Raw genomic sequence first — 17,732 nt, forward strand, 5'->3', positions numbered from 1 at the left:
AGCACTTCAAACCAAACATTGAAAAATGAATCCATTTGCCAGACCAAAAAATTACCTGTTGTATGTAGGGTTGATACTACTCGCTTCATGCGCTCCAAAGACGGAACAAGAGGAAGTGGAGCAACCCAATATCCTATTTATTCTCTCCGATGACCATACATCACAGTCATGGGGGCTTTATGGGGGAATCCTTCAGGACTATGTCAAGAATGAAAATCTAAATCGGTTGGCACAAGAAGGAGCCTTGTTGAACAATGCTTTTTGTACCAATTCCATATGTACACCGAGTCGAGGAAGCATACTTACAGGGCAGTACAGCCATGTGAATCAAGTGTATACCTTAAGTGAACCGTTGCCCAAGGGGCATCCCAATATCGCCAAAACACTCTCGGAAGTGGGGTATCAAACCGCGGTTATCGGAAAATGGCATTTGGTGGGAAAACCCGAGGGCTTTGATTATTTTAATGTGTTGCCCGGACAAGGGCTTTATTGGAACCCGATCATGAAAACTGACGAGGATTGGGTGGACGGATACGACAGCTCACAGGGGACTATTCACGAAGGATTCTCTACCGACGTAATCACCGATTTGACCATTTCCCATTTGGAAAAAAGGGATACGACCAAACCCTTTCTCATGTTCTGCAATTTTAAGGCAACGCATGAGCCTTTCGAATATCCTGAGCGCTTTGCACACCTATATCAGGATGAGGAAATTCCAGAACCGGAATCGCTTATGGATTTTGGAAAAGAAACCACAGGAAGAACCTTTGGAGGCCAAATTTTGGAACGCTTGGCCGCCCGTTGGGAGGAAGCCACCAAGAATCCCGATGAGTTTTGGACAAGTTATCCGGGATTACCCTATCCTTTGGACGGATTGGACAGCATTCAGAAACGCAAAAAGATCTATCAAAAACTGGTCAAGGATTTTATGCGCTGCGGTGCCGCTATCGACGATAACATTGGAAAATTACTGGACTGGTTGGAGGCCGAAGGGATTGCCGACAATACCATAGTGGTCTATACGGCAGACCAAGGATATTTTTTGGGAGAGCACGGCTTTTTCGATAAGCGCCTTATTTACGAGGAATCCCTGCGCATGCCCTTCGTAATCCGATATCCCAAGAAGATAAAAGGCGGACAACGCATAGACGATATCATTCTCAATATCGATTTTGCCCCATTGATGGCCGATTATGCCGGGATTGAAAAACCGGACTATATGCAAGGAGAGAGTTTCCGTGAAATTTTAGAGGGCAAACCCAAGAAGGGATGGCGAAAGCAAATGTACTATCGTTACTGGTTGCACCATCCACATAGACCGGCCCACTTTGGAATTAGAAACGACCGGTACAAATTGGCACTTTTTTACGGTCAACCACTTGGTAGATTTGGAACTTCGCCCAACACCACCGAACCGCAATGGGAGTTTTACGATTTGGAAGAAGACCCAAAAGAACTTAGAAATGCAATTGCGGACGAAAAGTATGCCTCTACCATTGCCGAGATGAAAAAAGAACTGCTAAAAGAGCGGGAAAAATATGGAGATATGGACATGGATTACCCAGTGATGCAGGATATCCTGAGTTCTGAATTTGAGTAAGCATTTAAACCAAAAATGGTTCGGTTAAGCTTGCCGGAAGCAGTATCTTTGGCAGGCTAAACCAACTCAATTGCTCTCTAACTATACCAAAGAGTTTGCTTACAATTTAAAACTGGCATACCCCGTAATCCTGGGGATGCTGGGGCATACCTTTGTTGCCTTTGCCGATAACATTATGGTGGGGCAACTGGGTACTGCAGAGTTGGCGGCCGTTTCCTTGGGCAACAGTTTTGTGTTTATTGCCATGTCTCTGGGGATTGGTTTTTCCACTGCCATTACCCCTCTTGTTGCAGAAGCCGACGGGGCAGGGGACAAGGTAGCTGGGAAGAGTGCCCTAAAACATGGATTGGTACTTTGTACCCTTCTGGGAATCTCGCTTTTCGGTATCATCCTACTGTGCAAACCCTTCCTTCATTATATGAAGCAACCAGAGGAGGTTGTGGAACTGGCCATACCGTATTTGGAGCTGGTGGCATTTTCCTTGGTGCCGCTAATCATGTTCCAAGCGTTTAAGCAGTTTTCTGAAGGCCTTTCCCAGACCAAATATCCCATGTATGCAACGGTATTAGCCAATGTTATCAATATTGTGATCAATTACCTATTGATCTTTGGTTCCTTCGGATTTCCAAAATTAGGGATAGTGGGCGCGGCTATTGGAACCCTGACCTCACGGTTTATCATGGTGGGCTATATCTGGTTTTTGTTGAAACGAAAGGAGAAGTTCCAATTCTATGTGACAGGTTTCAATTTTAAGTCCATCGAAAGAAAGATTATGGACAAGATCATTGGCCTAGGCTTTCCATCGGCGCTACAAATGTTTTTTGAAGTGGCCATATTCACCGCAGCCATTTGGTTGAGCGGGGTGCTGGGAAAAAATGCCCAGGCAGCCAATCAGATAGCTCTGAACTTGAGTAGTATGACCTTTATGGTGGGAATGGGACTCAGTGTTGCCGCTATGGTACGGGTCGGCAATCAAAAAGGCCTAAGGAGTTTTAGGGAGTTGCGAAGGATAGCACAGTCCATCTTTTTCTTGACCTTACTTTTAGAAGTGGTTTTTGCTGCCTTGTTTTTGATTGGTAGACATTGGTTACCTACTATTTATTTGGATGTGGATGATGTAGTAAACCAGATGGACAATACGGAAGTGATCATTATTGCTGCCAAATTGCTATTGGTTGCCTCGTTTTTCCAGATTTCAGATGGCATCCAAGTGGTGGTGTTGGGTGCTTTGAGGGGACTTCAAGATGTAAAGGTTCCAACATTCATCACCTTTATAGCCTATTGGCTAATCGGGTTTCCGGTTTCCTATTACTTTGGACTGTTTTCAGAATTGAAAAGTGTGGGCATTTGGCTAGGGCTTTTATTGGGCTTAACCGCATCGGCTGTAATGTTGTATATTCGATTTAACTACCTGACCAAAAAACTGATAAAGAGCAATTGACGCTTTTGAATCTGCGTATAAAACATTAACATGGAGTTACCGAAATTTCTTTTGGGCGATAACACAGATTACCCAAATTCAATTTTTATAGTGCATACCGAATTCCCAAGATTTGTCATCAATCTTGAAAACGACGAAGTGGAATGGTTGGAAGAATTTTCAAGGGAAGATGAAGCGGAGTTGGCTACAGAGACCGAAAATTTGATCAATGCCGCTACTGCCTTTTACGATCGGGAAGTTTCTAGATACAACGAATAGACATGCTAGAAGAACTGGTACGCCTCGATCAAGAACTCTTTTTGTTTCTCAATAGTTTGGGAACCGAAACCTGGGACGGATTTTGGATGTTCATGACCAAGACCAGGAATTCCATTCCGCTATATGCATTGCTGCTCTATCTGGTGATCAAGAATTTTGGGGCCAAAAAAACACTTGTGGTATTGGTGGCCGTCGCCTTACTGATTACTTGCACGGATCAATTGTCCAATTTTTTTAAATATGGAATAGGTAGGCTTAGACCTTGTCATGATCCAGAGGTTAGTGGGGTAATGCGGTTGGTGAAGAGTTATTGTGGTGGAAAGTTCAGTTATTTTTCGGCCCACGCCGCCAATTCTTTCGCCCCTGCCACCTTTTTTGCATTGTTGTTCAAAGGAAAGGTTAGGCTGATTGGATGGGTACTTTTGGTATGGGCCTGCATCGTGGCCTATAGTAGAATTTACATTGGGGTACACTTTCCATTGGATGTGTTAACTGGAGCTTCCATTGGAGCCTTCTTCGGTTGGGTGTTTTACAAGTTGGTTATATTTGCGTTCCAAAAATTGGGTACATGATATCTTCTGCTAGATATTGGTTTTTGCTCGCCCTTGTTGTGGTGGTCTACATTGCCGGCCTCTTTGTGACCCTGTTTGAAAACGATTCCGCGCAATTTGCTGTAATGGCCATGCGAATGGTCCAAGAAAACGATTTTTTTACCCTGATCAAGGGAACCGAAGAATACTTGGACAAACCTCACATGCATTATTGGCTGGCGGCGCTGTCTTACAAACTATTCGGTATTCACGATTGGGCTTACCGCATTCCTGGAATCTTGGCCATTTTTTTGGGCGCTTACAGTTGTTTTGGATTGGGTAGATTGCTCTATAACAAAGACGTTGGTAAAATTTCGGCCCTCATTTTTTTAACGGCCCAAACCATTGTGCTTTCCGGAATAGATGTGCGTACGGATGCAGTGCTTACAGGCTTTGCAATTTTCGCAATTTGGCAGTTGGCCCTGTACATCGAAAAAAATACACTGTCCAATCTTCTTTTGGGTGCTTTTGGGGCAGGATTGGCGTTTTCCACCAAAGGACAGATCGCGTTGGTGGTAATTGGGGTAGCTGTTTTATGCCATTTGGCCTATACCCGTAAGTGGAACCGGTTATGGAGTTGGAAGGTATTGTTGGCCCTGCTGGTTTTTGGTATCACCATTGCCCCCATGCTTTATGCGTACTACTTGCAGTTTGACTTGCATCCAGAAAAAGTGATTCGAGGTCGGGACAGTCGAAGTGGGATTTTCTTCATTCTTTGGGAACAAAGTTTTGAGCGGATGAGCGGACAGGGCATTGGCAAAAATAGTAGCGATTTCTTTTTCTTTTTCCACACCTTTCTTTGGGTGTTTCTGCCTTGGACAGTGCTTGCACTCATAGCCTATTGGTGCAGAGTGAAACTTTTCTGGAAAATGCGTTTTGCCTATAATCCCAAGTTTGAATTTCTAACCTTGGGCGGAATTACCATTTTGTTCTTCCTGATAAGTTTGGCCCAGTTTAAGTTACCACACTACATAAACATACTGATTCCCTTGTACGCCATTTTATCCGCGTCCTATTTGCACAAATTGTACAAAGAGGAGAAACAAAGTATTATAAAAACTTTGTTGGGAGTCCAGTATTTTATTTTGAGCTTGGTCTTTATTGGAACCCTGCTCATTTGCTTCTATGTCTTCAAGTTTGAAAAGATCTATTGCTATGTGCTTCTGATCGGGCTTTTGGCTGTAATCACCTATTTCTGTTTAAAGAGGGAGGCTTACTATATTCGAATAATCACTTTATCTGTCTATAGTTCCCTTTTGCTAAATGCCGTGCTCAATATGCATTTTTATCCTGAATTATTGAAATTTCAAGCGGGATCGACCATGGCCGAAATTGTTGCAAAAGAGGAAATCCCGGTGGATGAAATCTATAAGATATCCAAGAGACACACCTGGGCTCTGGATTTTTACAACCAACATCCCGTGAAAATTCTAGGCATTAAGGATTTGGAGGACAAAAAGGGGATTTGGGTCTACGCCAATGAAAAGGAACTGGAAAAACTGGTGAATGCAGGTTACCACTGGCACGAAAAGATAACGGTCGACCAATTCCGAATTACCAGGCTGCAGTTTAAATTTTTAAACCCCAATACCCGAGGCAAGAAACTCAATAAGATGCACTTGATCCAATTGGATTAGGAGAGCGTTTCCAACTTGGGCTTTTTAAAGTGATAGACTATCCCAAACAGGGAAATCAAGGCGGTGATCAGGAAGAAGATAAAACTGACACCAACGGATGTGCCAGCGTCCAACTCCAACCATTTAGCACCATACAAGAAAGTTACCTCCCTGCTTCCAATTCCCCCAATGGTCAAGGGAATTACAGAGACAATGGATGAGACCAAGAAAACAAATAGATATGCGATTACGTCCCAACTGATCGAAAGCGATTTTAAAATGCACAGGATACAGATCAATTGCGTACCCTGTACCAAGGATGAATACCCTAAGGACTTCCAAAAAACAGGCAATGCATAGCTAAATAGCTTTTTGTTCAACAACCAATAAGTGAACACAGCCAAGGGAATGGCCAAGACAACCAACCATGCCACTTTTTGAAATTGGCCCTGAGGCAACAAAAGAGCCAGGATGCAACCGTACGAGAATATGAGCAGCATTCCGCTCAATCTGTCAAGGAGAAGAACCCCCACCACCTTTTTGGTGCCGGTCTGGTATTTTTTCTGGATCACATAGCCCTTATAGGCATCGCCACCAATCCCACCGGGAAGGAACAGGTTGTAAAACATCCCCAGTAAGTACAATTTTAGATTACTTAGTTGGGTAATCTTTACCCCAATTTGACGAAAGTACAAGTTGAGTCTAAAGGCTGCGAGTACCTTGGAAAGGACAACCAAAAGAATACCGAGCACCAAATAAAAAGGCTTACTGCCCTTTAAGGCACGGACCACATCGTCAAAATTAATTTTCGTGAAAATAAAATAGATCAAGGCCGCACTGACCAAAATCTTTAGGACGGTAATTAGTTTTTTACGCAGCTTTTCCGTCACCTATGCTAATTTTTTTGATGCGGTATGGCCTTTTTTGTTGGGATTCATAGTAGGTACGTATCAAAAGCTCCATAACAATTCCGATGGTAAACAATTGAATACCCCCCAAGATGAACATCATACCAAAAATCAACAACGGCCTACTGCCAATGTCTTCCCCAAAACCAAGTTTTACAACAAGTAGATACATATTGATGAACACCCCTAGAATAATCAGAAGCACCCCGAAAATCCCGAAAAGGTGGATAGGGCGTTGAAAATATTTTCGGATAAAAAGGAGGAGCATCATATCGGCGACCACCTTAAAAACCCGCTCAAGCCCGTATTTGGATACCCCCGCATGCCGGGCATGATGTTTAACGGGAACCTGCTTGATCTGTGCACCCTCCAAATGGGCCAATAGCGTTATAAAACGGTGCATCTCTCCATACAGGTTCAGCCCTTTGGCGATATCCTTGGTGAAAACCTTTAAGGCACAACCATTGTCCTTTATGTTGAGCTTGGTGACCCTTCGCACCAAGAAATTGGCAATTTTCGAGGGGATTTTCTTAACGAGCGAATCCTTTCGCTTCTGCCGTATGCCTGTGATTACATCGTACTCGCCGGTAACGGCTTCCTGCAACATCGCAGGAATGTCGGAGGGGTCATTTTGAAGGTCCCCATCCATGGTAATGATATATTCCCCTTCAGCATAATCGATACCTGCCGCTAATGCCAAACTTTGACCGTAGTTCTTCTTCAGCTCTATGAGGTGCACTTTTGTGTCATCCATGTCCTTGACCACCTTGCGGGTCTTGTCCTTGGAAAAATCATCCACATAAACAATCTGATAGTTGTATCCTTCAAGGCTTTCATGGATTTTTTCGGTCAAGAGGACCACATTATCCTCCTCGTTGTACAATGGAACAACAACAGAGAGAAAGGAATTGGTGACAATGCTCATGTGATGGCTCATAAACGGGGCAAATTTACTTCTTTTATTTAAGTTCTTGGGTGAGGTCTGCCAATAAGGTTTGGGCCGCGTAATACGGTGATATCTTGTTCTCCTCTATGGCCTTGAGCATTTGGTCTTGTTTGGATTTGAATGTCTTTTTCTGATGGAAGAACTGTTTGAGTTGTTCATCCACGGTTTGAAGGAACCAATTTTTGTTTTGGGTCTTTCTGTTTTTATCAAAATGGCCAGTTTCGGAGGTTTTAATGGCAAAATCTCGAATCATTTCCCATATTTCCACTATCCCGTTGTTTTCCATGGCTGAACAGCGAAGCACTTTGGGTGTCCAACCGTTTTCTTTGGGAGGGTATAGGTGTAAGGCCCTGGTGAATTCGGTTTCGGCTAGTTTGGCCTTCTCCACATTATGCCCATCCGCTTTGTTGATGGCAATGGCATCGGCCATTTCCATAATACCTCTTTTTATACCCTGAAGTTCGTCTCCGGCTCCAGAAAGTTTTAGCAGTAAGAAGAAATCGACCATGCTGTGCACCATGGTTTCACTTTGTCCGACGCCCACGGTTTCCACCAAAATAACATCGAACCCCGCAGCTTCACAAAGTACAATACTCTCTCGGGTTTTTCGTGCCACTCCGCCCAGCGATTCCCCGGACGGTGAGGGTCTAATAAAGGCATTGGGGTCTTTGGAGAGGGACTGCATCCGGGTTTTATCGCCAAGAATACTTCCCTTGCTCAGCGAACTTGTGGGATCCACGGCCAACACCGCCACTTTTTTTCCGATTGAGGTAAGCGTTGTTCCCAAAACCTCAATAAAGGAACTTTTTCCAACTCCAGGAACGCCGGTTATTCCAATTCGGATAGTCTGAGTGGATTTGGCAAGGCATTTTTCCACTAAGGTGTTCGCTTTATCAAAATGCTCAGGATTGGAGCTTTCCAGAAGGGTAATGCCTTGGGCCAATAAGGTTTTGTCCCCTTCAAAAATACCTTTGGTCAAAGTTTCTATAGGAATTTCTTGCCTTCGAAGCTTTTTAATTTTGGAAACTGTATGTTCAGGTATACCTTTTTTACTGGACAAAAATCTCGGATTTACTACGAAGGTATAAAGATTTGGCATGGCATCCGAAAAGAAGGGAAGCTCCCTTAATTTGTTAAAAAATCTTCAAAAGCGTATTATTTTGCAACGGGGCTGTTTTTACATCGTCCTTAGAGCAAACAACTAAAACACCAAACCTTTAACTCTACATGTTTCAGATTGAACTGGTAGAACAATGTAAGGCTAACGACCGCAAAGCGCAGATGCAATTGTACAAGCAGTATTGCGAGGGCATGTATGTGGTGGCCGTACGGCTCGTCAAGGATGCAGATGATGCCGAGGATGTGGTACAGGAGTCCTTCATCAAGGCTTTTCAACGTATCGACCAGTTTAAAGGGGAAGTTACTTTTGGGGCCTGGTTAAAACGTATTGTGATAAACCGAAGTATTGACTTTTTGAAATCGAAACATCAGAAAAAGGTGGAGTTACATGAAGGACATTTGCGCTTGACCGAAGATGAGGACTGGACGGTTGATGATGGGGTTACCGTGGAAAGTGTAAAAAAGGAAATGGAAGTACTCCCAGAGAAATACAAGTATGTAGTTCAGTTGTTTTTGATGGAAGGGTACGACCATAGCGAAATTGCACAGATTTTGGGAATATCGGAAACCGCATCACGGACCAGGTTACTGCGCGGAAAGGCACAGTTGAAAGAAAAACTTAAAGAAAAAGCTTATGGCACAGGATCTTAGAGAAATGTTCAAAAAAGACAGGGAAAAGAAGACCTATTCCATGAAGAAGGGCCATGAAGACCGTTTTCTGTCCAAATTGGAGGAGGAACTTCCGGAAGGTGCGGCAGCAAAAAGAAAAGGCGGAATGTTTTGGCTAAAAATAGCCGCATCCATAATAGTGGTCTTTGGTTTGGCAGCCTACTTTTTTGGGGGATTTAATACAGTGGAGCCTGTTCCCAAAACCCAGGTAGTGGACAATGTTCCACAAGAAGCCGAAGTCCAGTCCATTTCACTGGGAGATTTATCCCCAGACTTGAAGAAAATCGAGAGTTATTACGTAACCAACATTAACCTAGAGCTTTCAGGCCTGGAGTTTTCAGATGATAATAGGGACATTATAGATGGCTATATGGAACGATTGGCCCAACTGGATGGGGAATACAAAGCACTGAACGAAGAGTTGAACAGTGTTGGTCCAAACGACCAAACCATAAATGCCCTGATCATGAACCTGCAGCTTAGGTTGCAGCTATTGCAAAAATTAAAATCAAAGTTAAATCAATTAAAATCATCAAAAAATGAACAGAAACAATCAAATATTATTTAGCGTTTTCCTGATGTTGTTGGTGGGGTTGACCGCTAGGGCCCAGCAGAATACCAAAACCTACAAGGAGACTTTTAATGTGGGCGATGAAACGGTGTTGGATATCGATACCCGGCATGCCGATATTGAATTTGAAACTTGGGACAAGCAAGAGGTGGAAATCACTGCGGTGGTCGAATTGGATGGGGCCACCAATGACGAAGCCAAGGAGTACTTTGAAAAGGATGCAGTCCAAATTATAGGGAACAGCAAGGAAATCCAGGTGAAGACCCGAGGACAAAATTTCGGGGTTTTTGCACCAGGGAATATGGACTTTGGAAGTTTTAACATTGTGGTTCCCGATGCGCCCATGGTGGAACCCATATTTGGACACTTGGAAATTCCGGAAATCCCCGAAGTATTTGTGTTGCCCGAATTACCTCCATTGCCCCCTGTTCCGTTTACGGACTTTGATTATGACGCCTATAAAAAAGATGGGGACAAGTATTTAAAGGAATGGAAAAAATCGTTTGACAAAAGTTTCAACAAAGACTATCAAAAGAAGTTGGAAGCATGGAGCGAGCGCATAAAGGAAGTGTCGGAGGCGCGAAATCGAGAACGCGAGGCAATTGCCGAAGAACGCAAAGCATACAGGGAAGAGGCCCGCGCAGTTCGTGAGGAAGCCCGGGCACAACGCGAAGAAGCCCGTGCCGAAGTGCGGGAACAAAGGGAGAGGCTTAAAAACAAGATTGTCCAAAGCAAAACCTTAAGTATCCATAGTGGTGACGACTCCAATATATTTTATTTTTCCTCTGATGGGGAACATAAGGAGTACAAAGTAAAAAAGCGCATCAAAATTAAAATGCCGAAGTCCGTTAAGTTGAAAATGAACGTGAGGCATGGGGAAGTAAAACTTTCTGCCAATACCAAAAACATAAAAGCAAGCTTGTCTCACGCAAGCTTGCTTGCTTCCACAATAGATGGGGACATGACCGATATCAGGGCTTCGTATAGCCCGGTGGTGGTGCAAAAATGGAATTATGGCCGGTTAAAGACCGATTTTTCAGAGAAAGTTGACCTAAAAGAGGTTCAGGAACTGCGATTGAACGCGGTGTCCTCACAGGTTACCATAGACAAACTGGTAAGCAAAGTTTATGTGACCAACAATCTTGGTGCCGTTCAAATAAACACGGTTGCAGATAGTTTCTCCAATATTGATATCACAGTTGAGAATGGGGAGGTGGACTTTGCTATTCCCTCGGTGCCTTTTACCATTTATGTGAACGAGACCACTTCAGATTTTGAATATCCGGATGTTTTGGCCATGGATAGTTCCGAGAATTATAACACCACCGTACACAAAGGATATCACATCAACAATAAGGCAGACAAGTCCATCAATATCAATTCCAAATACAGCGAAGTGGTTCTTAAGGAATAGGGGAGGTACGAAGCACGGGGTACAATGTACAAAGTCCAAATTCCAAGCATCTAACTTCCAGCATCAAGCACCAAATCCCAAATCCCAAGCTCCGGTTCTAACCGTTTTCAATTTTCCATTTTCCACTTTCCATTGATGTACGGCATCAAGCACCAAATCCCAAATTCCAAGCACCAAATACCTAGGGGCAAGTAAACATTTTCAATTTTCCACTTACCATTTTAAAGAACTAGCAAGGTCACGAATCAGTGACTTTCTTCCTTTAGGTAAGACTTAAAATTTTCCTTGAACCGGTTTAAGCGGGGAATGGATACATTCCGGATATAGGAGTTGTTCGGATTTCTTTTTTCATAATCCTGATGATATTCCTCGGCCTTGTAGAACTTTTTAAAGGCCACAACCTGGGTTACAATCGGCCTGCCATAAACTTTGGAATCTTCGAGGGTATCAATGTATTTTTTGATGATTTCCTTTTGCTCCTTGGTTTTATAAAAGGCAATGGAGCGGTAATGGGGGCCTTTATCGGGTCCTTGGCGGTTTAGCGAAGTTGGGTCGTGGGAACCAAAAAAGACCTGTACCAACTCTGTAAAACTTATCACTTCGGGATCATAGTACACTTCTACGGCCTCAGCATGTCGCGTTCTGCCGTAAGCGACCTGTTCATAGGTTGGGTTCTTTTCTGGTCCTCCCGAATAGCCCGAATACACTTCGGCCACACCTTTTACACTTTCAAAAATGGCTTCCACACACCAAAAGCAACCGCTGGCAAAATATGCGGTTTCATAGTTTTGAAGATCTTGGGCCTTCATAGGCTCCACTTCTATAGTTTCAGGTTGAAAAGCAACCACTTTTTCTTCTGTGGTCTTGGGTTTGCAGGCTGTGGAGGCGATAAAAAGCAGTGCGAAAAGTACGGTTCTCATTGTTGTAGACTTAAATTTTCCTGTTTGGTCGTCCTGGAATGGGATGCATTACGGACTTGATCCTAGATTTCCTATAGTTAAATGGAAATGCTCTGTCCCACTTCCAGCAAAATCAACTCCTTACCCCTGTCCTTAAAATAGGTGGTAGCAGCTTCCTTATCCAGTTTAATGGGAGGAAAAGTATCATAATGGCAGCCCAAAACCCTGTTGCATTCTACAAAATCACTGGCAATAGCGGCATCTTCATAGCCCATGGTAAAATTGTCCCCAATAGGCATAATGGCCAAATCGATGGTCGGAGAGGTTAGGGGAATCAGCTTCATATCCATGGTAAGAGCGGTATCACCCGCAATGTATACACTTTTAGACCCGGCGGTGACCACAAAGCCACCTGGATTTCCTCCATAGGAGCCATCTGGAAGTACACTGGAATGTATGGCATTCACATATTTAAGGGTGCCAAAATCCAATTTATACTTACCACCATGGTTCATCGGATGCCCGTTGATTCCCTTTGCGCCGAACCACTGCACAATTTCGTAATTGGAGATTAGCAGGGCATTGGGGTTGTTTTTAGCGATTGCTTCCACGTCCAAGACATGATCTTGGTGCCCATGAGTCAATAAAATGTAATCGACTTGGATCGCATCCAAATCGATATGCCCAGCAAGTTCGTTGCCGCTAATAAATGGATCCACAATGATTTTGGTGTTATCGATTTCCATGAGGATCGTAGCATGGCCAAGAAATGTGATTTTCATATTGGAAGATTTAAGAAATAAGGATTAAGGTTCATGAATTGCTCCTGAAATTATGAAATAAACGGCATTGACCCAAAACTTCTGTCCGACGATTTCATCGAAAAACCAGATGAAATGCATGGTCTGAATCAATTGATATTACTGGGAATATCGATGAAATGCACAAGCTATCGGCAGCCTGTTTTTTTACATAAAATCTTTCATCGAGGATAAAATACACTTCAGCCGAAAAAAGTTCCATCACCGAAAAAAAATGGGGGTTAAGCGATGAAAATCTAGCCCGGGTTGACCCCAAGGTAACTTTACCATGTAAAAATAACCCAAGTCATGAAAGCAATTTTAACCCTTATCGCAATCGTCTTCTTCGGAACTCTAGCAATGGCACAAAACGTATCTAAGGAAGTAAAAGTAGAAACCACTACTGTAGGTGTGGAATTGAACATTGAGGTTCAGAACGAGACTGAAAAGGAAACTGAAGTAGCGAGATTGTACATGTTCAAAAACTCTAGGATTAAAAAAGCACTTTCTTTCAGAACAAAAAGAAACAAGTCTAAATTGGCCTAATCATGATATTGGAAATCGCAATACCTTTTACCTTGTTCTTAAGTCTGGCCTTTGTAGTTGCGTCCTTGGTATTCTCCTTGCGCAAAAAAAGACCTGTACCCAAAGCCAAAAACGCTTCATCGGATTAAATCGCAACAGACCGATTATAAATCCAATACACCTTTACATTCCCCTATTTTAGTAAATAGCTAATCAACAAATCCCACGCATTATGGATATTATTCTAATCCCGGTTGCTTTATTTTGTAGTTTAATTTTTGTTTCTGCTGCTGTACTGTTGTCTTTACGTCTTGCAAAAGCGCCTTCGCGTCGTAAATAATGCCATCTTTTATGGTGTAGGTTACTCCACCAACCCGTACAACTTTGTTATCCTCGGTAAGTCTAATGGCTCCTGTGCCATATAGTACTTTCAGGTTTTTGAGTGGATTTTCCCCTACGATCACAAAATCTGCCAATTTTCCTACCTCCACCGTACCAATCCTATCGGCCATACCCAAAGCTTCCGCACCATTTAAGGTTGAGGAACGAATTACCTCCAAGGGATGAAAGCCGGCTTCACGCAACAATTCCATTTCTCGGATGTACGCAAATCCATATAATTGAAAGATAAAACCGGAATCTGAACCCGTGGTCACCCTTCCACCGCGATTTTTGTATTCGTTTACGAATGTCATCCAGAGCTTGTAGTTTTCCCTCCAAGCAACCTCTTGTTCCGTTCCCCAGTCGTGCCAATACGAACCGTGGGATATTTTACTGGGTTGGTAGAAGTCCCAAAGTGTCGGTAAGGTATACACTTCATGCCATTCTGCTCTTCTGGCCCTATGGAGGTCCCTACTGGCCTCATAAATGTTTAATGTGGGGTCTAGGGTGAAATCCAAGGAGATGAGTTCATCCATTACCTTGTTCCAATGCTCGGAATAGGGTTTTGCTGCTTGTTTCCACAGTTTGCCAGCTTCCTCAAAGCGGTGCTGCTCGTTTTGGTAATTGTACTCTAAGGGATAGTCCTGTACAGTTCTGTCCTCGAACAGCGCCTCTGGAAGTCCATACCAATGTTCCATACTTGTAAGTCCAGCTCTTGCAGAGTGCAATACATTCCAACGGGCCACATCCAATTGGGCATGATGGCAGGCTGAGCGCAAACCCAATTTCTTATTTTCGTCCAATGCTGCCGCCATTATTTCAGGAGGGGCACCAAAAAATTTGATACCGTCAGCACCTCGCTGTGCATTGGCCCGTACCCATTTTCGCGCCTGCTCGGCCGTACTGATGGGAGCATCGTTAAGGGGGTTGAAGTTGCCCGACTTTTGCCCAAATGCGGTGTAAGCTTGAATTCTGGGAGCAATTATTTCGTTTTTCTCACTTTTTCGTTTCAAATCCAAGGTCCAATCGACCCCTCTTCCAGCTGGTTCTCGTACTGTGGTAATACCATGGGCCATCCACAATTTGAAGACATAGTCCGAATCTGCACCTTGTGCAACCCCGCCTATATGGCCGTGCATATCCACAAACCCTGGCAAAAGAAACATTCCTGTGCAGTCAAGTTCCTTTCCGCCCGACTTTAATTGGGGTCTTTTGCTTTCGTCAATCTTGACTCCAGGATAGCCTACTACCTGAATGTTGACAATTTTGTTGTTTTCGACCACGATATCTACGGGCCCCCTGGGAGGTGCACCGTTACCATTGATCAAAGTGACCCCTCGTATGATCAGCTGCGAAAAAGGTCCTTCGCTAAGATTGTCTTGTGCGCAAACCAAGAGTCCGTTAAAAAGAATCAATAAGGAAAGTAATTTTTTCATAGTGTTCTTATTCTGGAATTTCAATTTTGTCTCCTAAAAACAATGCATTCAGGAACAGTCGGTTGGTACCATACCAGGATCCCCTAAAATTTGGATTATCAGCAAAAAGGACCACCCTTCCCCCTCCAACTTTACTTACGATAAGTGAGGCCGAAGGTTTTAGGAAATCTTCCATGTTTTTCTTGGTGATAAACCCATCGATATGGGGGTCTTTGGCATATTTGGCCACTGTTGCGTATTCATTTTTGCTTGGGGCCAACCAAACCGAATTGTTCTTGTATACCGGGATGGAGGTATCGTGATACCCAAAGGCTAGGGGGTGGGTAATGTCCAGGTCGACCTTAAAAATGGCACCACCTACGCTTTCCTTGCCCAAGTTTTCGGGGGCATCCACATAGGGTTTTCTAACCACCGATTTAGTAGAATCCTCTTCTTTTTTGGTCAACGCCTCCTTGACCAGTTTCTTTTCAATGGCCCATTGGGTAGCAGTTCCTATGGTAACAAGCGTATTGCCTCGGCTTACCCAGTTCTTTATTTTCTCCTGTTGCTTTTTGGTAAAATTGTAATTGCCCGATACCATGACCAAGGTGTTGTATTTGTCAAGGTCCGCCCTCCCAAAGTTTCGCATCGGAATCTTGGTTATTGGCATGTGCACCCGGGTGTCCAACAAATGCCAGACCTCTCCGGCGTCGTAGGAACGCACCCCATCTCCAATAAGCAATGCGGCCTTGGGTTTGGTTAAGGGCTCCACATATCGACTACCAAGGTCAATGCCCTGGGCATTGTATCCTGTATGCGCAGCGGAAATGGGTACTTGGAATTTTTCCTGTGCTTTGGAAACCAGCTTAAAGACTTCATCCGGGTTCTTTTTTTGAAAGCTCACGGCAATCGCCAGAGCCCCGTAATTGAACCTTTTGTTGCCTTTTGTGGTTTTGGCTGTAAAGGGTTTGAAAGAAGAAGAGACCACCAATCCTTTGGACTGGAGATAATTTAGGGCTGCAACGGCATTGTAATCATCATAATCAATGATGTACGCATAATCGGTTTTTACAACTGCCTCCGGATTTACCAAATTATCCGTGGTGGTGATTTGCTCCCCGAGATTTAAGGCGGTCACCGGGTTGTGCTTCATATTGTAAAAGTTGGCCACGGACCAAGCGGACGCATCATAATAAACACTGTCCCGAAACTTTTCATAGGTTTCGAACATGGTCTGTACCATACGATATTGCGGTTGTCTGGTGGGTACCACAAATTGGTTCCCGGATCGATAGACATCAATTTTATGTAGCAATAATTTGTCTACAAAGGCCTTGACCCTGTTGGGGTCGTGGTCATCCTTAAAGGAATATCCGCGTATCCGACTTTTGGAAGCATTCCCCAAAGCACTTTTAAAGAATTCTTGCTGGTATTTTCGAAGTTGTGCCTTGTTCTCCACCGCTGCCTTAACAGTGATAATACTGGACAGATATTGGTTTCTGATGGTAAATGGGAAAGTGATTTCCCCGAAGTCGGTGGTTTGTTTATGGCCCCTTGAACTGGCCTGTTCGAACAATAGTGCCAATCCACCCTGCAGATCCGGATAGGAGGACCCGTAACCTGGATACGTACCATCAAACACTTCTTTGGTGAAATAAAAAGAACCGATGCTGTCCAAGGCTTTGGCATAATAATCACCAAAAAGATTGTTGAGGTCGATATAGTTTTCCTTGGGCATGATCGGGTCCCAAGAGGCATTATCCTTCATAGGCTCAAAGAAATAGGAACTTTGGGTGCCCATTTCATGAAAATCGGTTACCACGTTGGGATACCATTGGTGGTACCAAGTAAGCTTGCCCCGACTTTCCGGATTGATGCCCAACAACCAATCCCTGTTGAGATCGAACCAATAGTGGTTAGTACGCCCCCTTGGCCAATATTCGTTGTGTTCTGCATCTTGTGGGTCGGCTACCAAGGGACTTCCTTGGTACATGTTTGCCCATTGGGTATGGCGGTCCCTTCCATCTGGATTTATGGTAGGGTCGATAAAAATGACGCCATTATTGATATAGTTAAGGATTTCTGGATTGTTGGAAGCAACAAGGGTATAGGCAGTCAACATGGCTGCCTCTGAACTCGAAGGTTCGTTGCCATGAACGTTATATCCCAAATTGATGAAAATGGGAACGTCATTGTAGTTGGTGGGGCTTTGGGAAGGGTCCACAAATTGCAAATGCTGACTTTTGATTTGATCCAGATTATTCAGATTTCTTGGCGACGTAACCGTTAGCATAATCAATTTTCTGCCTTCATGGGTTCTCCCGTATTCATAGATGCTCGCCCTATCGGAAGATGCTGCAAGTTGGGTGAAATAAGCAACAATAAGATCGTGACGTGTATGATGTTGACCTATGGGATATCCCAGAAATTCTTCGGGGGAAGGGATGTCGGAATTAAAAGGATGGTACTTTTTGAAGAAATAGTCTTGTGCTGAAACTGATGTGCCCACAAAAAGGGCCACCAAAAGTAGTTTTTTCAACATGTTGGGAAGATTAAGTTAATCTTCTAAAGATAGAA

Annotated in this window: 17 protein-coding genes; 10 read left to right on the plus strand and 7 right to left on the minus strand. The window is 43.7% G+C overall.

Annotated elements, in window-relative coordinates; all coding sequences use genetic code 11:
* The first annotated feature begins 25 nt into the window (after positions 1-25).
* The 5 genes from M3P07_RS02265 (at position 26) to M3P07_RS02285 (ending at position 5,529) form a co-directional block, all read left to right on the plus strand.
* Entirely contained in the window at positions 26-1,603 is a 1,578-nt protein-coding gene (locus tag M3P07_RS02265) for a sulfatase family protein (RefSeq protein WP_249968273.1), read from the plus strand.
* 70 nt (positions 1,604-1,673) lie between these two features.
* On the plus strand, positions 1,674-3,044 hold the full coding sequence (locus M3P07_RS02270) for an MATE family efflux transporter (protein WP_249968274.1): 1,371 nt from the start codon (positions 1,674-1,676) through the stop codon (positions 3,042-3,044).
* A gap of 30 nt (positions 3,045-3,074) precedes the next feature.
* Complete coding sequence (locus M3P07_RS02275; RefSeq protein ID WP_249968275.1) at positions 3,075-3,302, plus strand: hypothetical protein; 228 nt, start codon at positions 3,075-3,077, stop codon at positions 3,300-3,302.
* A gap of 2 nt (positions 3,303-3,304) precedes the next feature.
* Positions 3,305-3,874, plus strand: coding sequence for a phosphatase PAP2 family protein (locus tag M3P07_RS02280; RefSeq protein WP_249968276.1), 570 nt, complete (start codon positions 3,305-3,307; stop codon positions 3,872-3,874).
* Positions 3,871-5,529 carry an ArnT family glycosyltransferase gene (locus M3P07_RS02285; RefSeq protein ID WP_249968277.1) on the plus strand — a complete coding sequence of 553 codons (1,659 nt, stop codon included), beginning with the start codon at positions 3,871-3,873 and terminating at the stop codon, positions 5,527-5,529. The genes M3P07_RS02280 and M3P07_RS02285 overlap by 4 nt, the downstream gene beginning before the upstream one ends.
* On the opposite strand, the gene M3P07_RS02290 is transcribed toward M3P07_RS02285, so the two are convergent.
* Genes M3P07_RS02290 through meaB form a run of 3 tightly spaced genes read right to left on the minus strand, consistent with a single transcriptional unit; the run spans position 5,526 to position 8,422 of the window.
* Positions 5,526-6,398, minus strand: coding sequence for a lysylphosphatidylglycerol synthase transmembrane domain-containing protein (locus M3P07_RS02290; protein WP_249968278.1), 873 nt, complete (start codon positions 6,396-6,398; stop codon positions 5,526-5,528). The genes M3P07_RS02285 and M3P07_RS02290 overlap by 4 nt on opposite strands.
* Positions 6,379-7,341, minus strand: a complete 963-nt coding sequence (locus M3P07_RS02295) for a glycosyltransferase family 2 protein (RefSeq protein ID WP_249969433.1) — start codon at positions 7,339-7,341, stop codon at positions 6,379-6,381. The genes M3P07_RS02290 and M3P07_RS02295 overlap by 20 nt, the downstream gene beginning before the upstream one ends.
* Before the next feature lie 34 nt (positions 7,342-7,375).
* Positions 7,376-8,422 carry a methylmalonyl Co-A mutase-associated GTPase MeaB gene (gene meaB, locus M3P07_RS02300; RefSeq protein ID WP_249968279.1) on the minus strand — a complete coding sequence of 349 codons (1,047 nt, stop codon included), beginning with the start codon at positions 8,420-8,422 and terminating at the stop codon, positions 7,376-7,378.
* A 167-nt stretch (positions 8,423-8,589) separates the two neighbouring features.
* Between meaB and M3P07_RS02305 the strand changes: the two genes are divergently transcribed.
* From M3P07_RS02305 to M3P07_RS02315, 3 genes are read left to right on the plus strand one after another with little or no spacing between them, the layout of a single operon-like run.
* Positions 8,590-9,132 (plus strand): RNA polymerase sigma factor, encoded by a 543-nt coding sequence (locus tag M3P07_RS02305; protein WP_249968280.1) that lies wholly within the window; start codon positions 8,590-8,592, stop codon positions 9,130-9,132.
* Positions 9,116-9,718 carry a hypothetical protein gene (locus M3P07_RS02310; RefSeq protein WP_249968281.1) on the plus strand — a complete coding sequence of 201 codons (603 nt, stop codon included), beginning with the start codon at positions 9,116-9,118 and terminating at the stop codon, positions 9,716-9,718. Before M3P07_RS02305 ends, M3P07_RS02310 begins: the two co-directional genes overlap by 17 nt.
* On the plus strand, positions 9,690-11,135 hold the full coding sequence (locus M3P07_RS02315) for a hypothetical protein (RefSeq protein ID WP_249968282.1): 1,446 nt from the start codon (positions 9,690-9,692) through the stop codon (positions 11,133-11,135). The genes M3P07_RS02310 and M3P07_RS02315 overlap by 29 nt, the downstream gene beginning before the upstream one ends.
* 245 nt (positions 11,136-11,380) lie before the next feature.
* Here M3P07_RS02315 and msrA read toward each other — a convergent pair whose 3' ends face one another.
* Positions 11,381-12,055 (minus strand): peptide-methionine (S)-S-oxide reductase MsrA, encoded by a 675-nt coding sequence (msrA, locus tag M3P07_RS02320; protein WP_249968283.1) that lies wholly within the window; start codon positions 12,053-12,055, stop codon positions 11,381-11,383.
* 77 nt (positions 12,056-12,132) lie between these two features.
* Positions 12,133-12,816 (minus strand): metal-dependent hydrolase, encoded by a 684-nt coding sequence (locus M3P07_RS02325; protein WP_249968284.1) that lies wholly within the window; start codon positions 12,814-12,816, stop codon positions 12,133-12,135.
* Between the two features lie 327 nt (positions 12,817-13,143).
* Between M3P07_RS02325 and M3P07_RS02330 the strand changes: the two genes are divergently transcribed.
* A complete protein-coding gene (locus M3P07_RS02330) occupies positions 13,144-13,380 on the plus strand; it encodes a hypothetical protein (RefSeq protein WP_249968285.1) in 237 nt (78 codons plus the stop codon).
* 2 nt (positions 13,381-13,382) lie between these two features.
* Positions 13,383-13,508 (plus strand): hypothetical protein, encoded by a 126-nt coding sequence (locus tag M3P07_RS17725; RefSeq protein WP_284042084.1) that lies wholly within the window; start codon positions 13,383-13,385, stop codon positions 13,506-13,508.
* Between the two features lie 90 nt (positions 13,509-13,598).
* On the opposite strand, the gene M3P07_RS02335 is transcribed toward M3P07_RS17725, so the two are convergent.
* Both M3P07_RS02335 and M3P07_RS02340 read right to left on the minus strand, forming a co-directional pair.
* Positions 13,599-15,176 carry an amidohydrolase family protein gene (locus M3P07_RS02335; RefSeq protein ID WP_249968286.1) on the minus strand — a complete coding sequence of 526 codons (1,578 nt, stop codon included), beginning with the start codon at positions 15,174-15,176 and terminating at the stop codon, positions 13,599-13,601.
* Between the two features lie 7 nt (positions 15,177-15,183).
* A complete protein-coding gene (locus M3P07_RS02340; protein WP_249968287.1) occupies positions 15,184-17,697 on the minus strand; it encodes a M14 metallopeptidase family protein in 2,514 nt (837 codons plus the stop codon).
* Positions 17,698-17,732 lie beyond the last annotated feature (35 nt).

Source organism: Flagellimonas myxillae (genome assembly GCF_023502235.1).
In the GTDB taxonomy this organism is placed as follows: Bacteria; Bacteroidota; Bacteroidia; order Flavobacteriales; family Flavobacteriaceae; genus Flagellimonas; species Flagellimonas myxillae.

What these genes read in the sequence shown, in the direction of transcription:
- M3P07_RS17725 (WP_284042084.1), top strand. Translation starts at nt 13,383, where the DNA reads ATGATATTGGAAATCGCAATACCTTTTACCTTGTTCTTAAGTCTGGCC.
- M3P07_RS02265 (WP_249968273.1), top strand. Translation starts at nt 26, where the DNA reads ATGAATCCATTTGCCAGACCAAAAAATTACCTGTTGTATGTAGGGTTG.
- M3P07_RS02310 (WP_249968281.1), top strand. Translation starts at nt 9,116, where the DNA reads ATGGCACAGGATCTTAGAGAAATGTTCAAAAAAGACAGGGAAAAGAAG.
- msrA (WP_249968283.1), bottom strand. Translation starts at nt 12,055, where the DNA reads ATGAGAACCGTACTTTTCGCACTGCTTTTTATCGCCTCCACAGCCTGC.
- M3P07_RS02315 (WP_249968282.1), top strand. Translation starts at nt 9,690, where the DNA reads ATGAACAGAAACAATCAAATATTATTTAGCGTTTTCCTGATGTTGTTG.
- M3P07_RS02330 (WP_249968285.1), top strand. Translation starts at nt 13,144, where the DNA reads ATGAAAGCAATTTTAACCCTTATCGCAATCGTCTTCTTCGGAACTCTA.
- M3P07_RS02285 (WP_249968277.1), top strand. Translation starts at nt 3,871, where the DNA reads ATGATATCTTCTGCTAGATATTGGTTTTTGCTCGCCCTTGTTGTGGTG.
- M3P07_RS02280 (WP_249968276.1), top strand. Translation starts at nt 3,305, where the DNA reads ATGCTAGAAGAACTGGTACGCCTCGATCAAGAACTCTTTTTGTTTCTC.
- M3P07_RS02335 (WP_249968286.1), bottom strand. Translation starts at nt 15,176, where the DNA reads ATGAAAAAATTACTTTCCTTATTGATTCTTTTTAACGGACTCTTGGTT.
- M3P07_RS02295 (WP_249969433.1), bottom strand. Translation starts at nt 7,341, where the DNA reads ATGAGCATTGTCACCAATTCCTTTCTCTCTGTTGTTGTTCCATTGTAC.
- M3P07_RS02340 (WP_249968287.1), bottom strand. Translation starts at nt 17,697, where the DNA reads ATGTTGAAAAAACTACTTTTGGTGGCCCTTTTTGTGGGCACATCAGTT.
- M3P07_RS02325 (WP_249968284.1), bottom strand. Translation starts at nt 12,816, where the DNA reads ATGAAAATCACATTTCTTGGCCATGCTACGATCCTCATGGAAATCGAT.
- M3P07_RS02305 (WP_249968280.1), top strand. Translation starts at nt 8,590, where the DNA reads ATGTTTCAGATTGAACTGGTAGAACAATGTAAGGCTAACGACCGCAAA.
- M3P07_RS02275 (WP_249968275.1), top strand. Translation starts at nt 3,075, where the DNA reads ATGGAGTTACCGAAATTTCTTTTGGGCGATAACACAGATTACCCAAAT.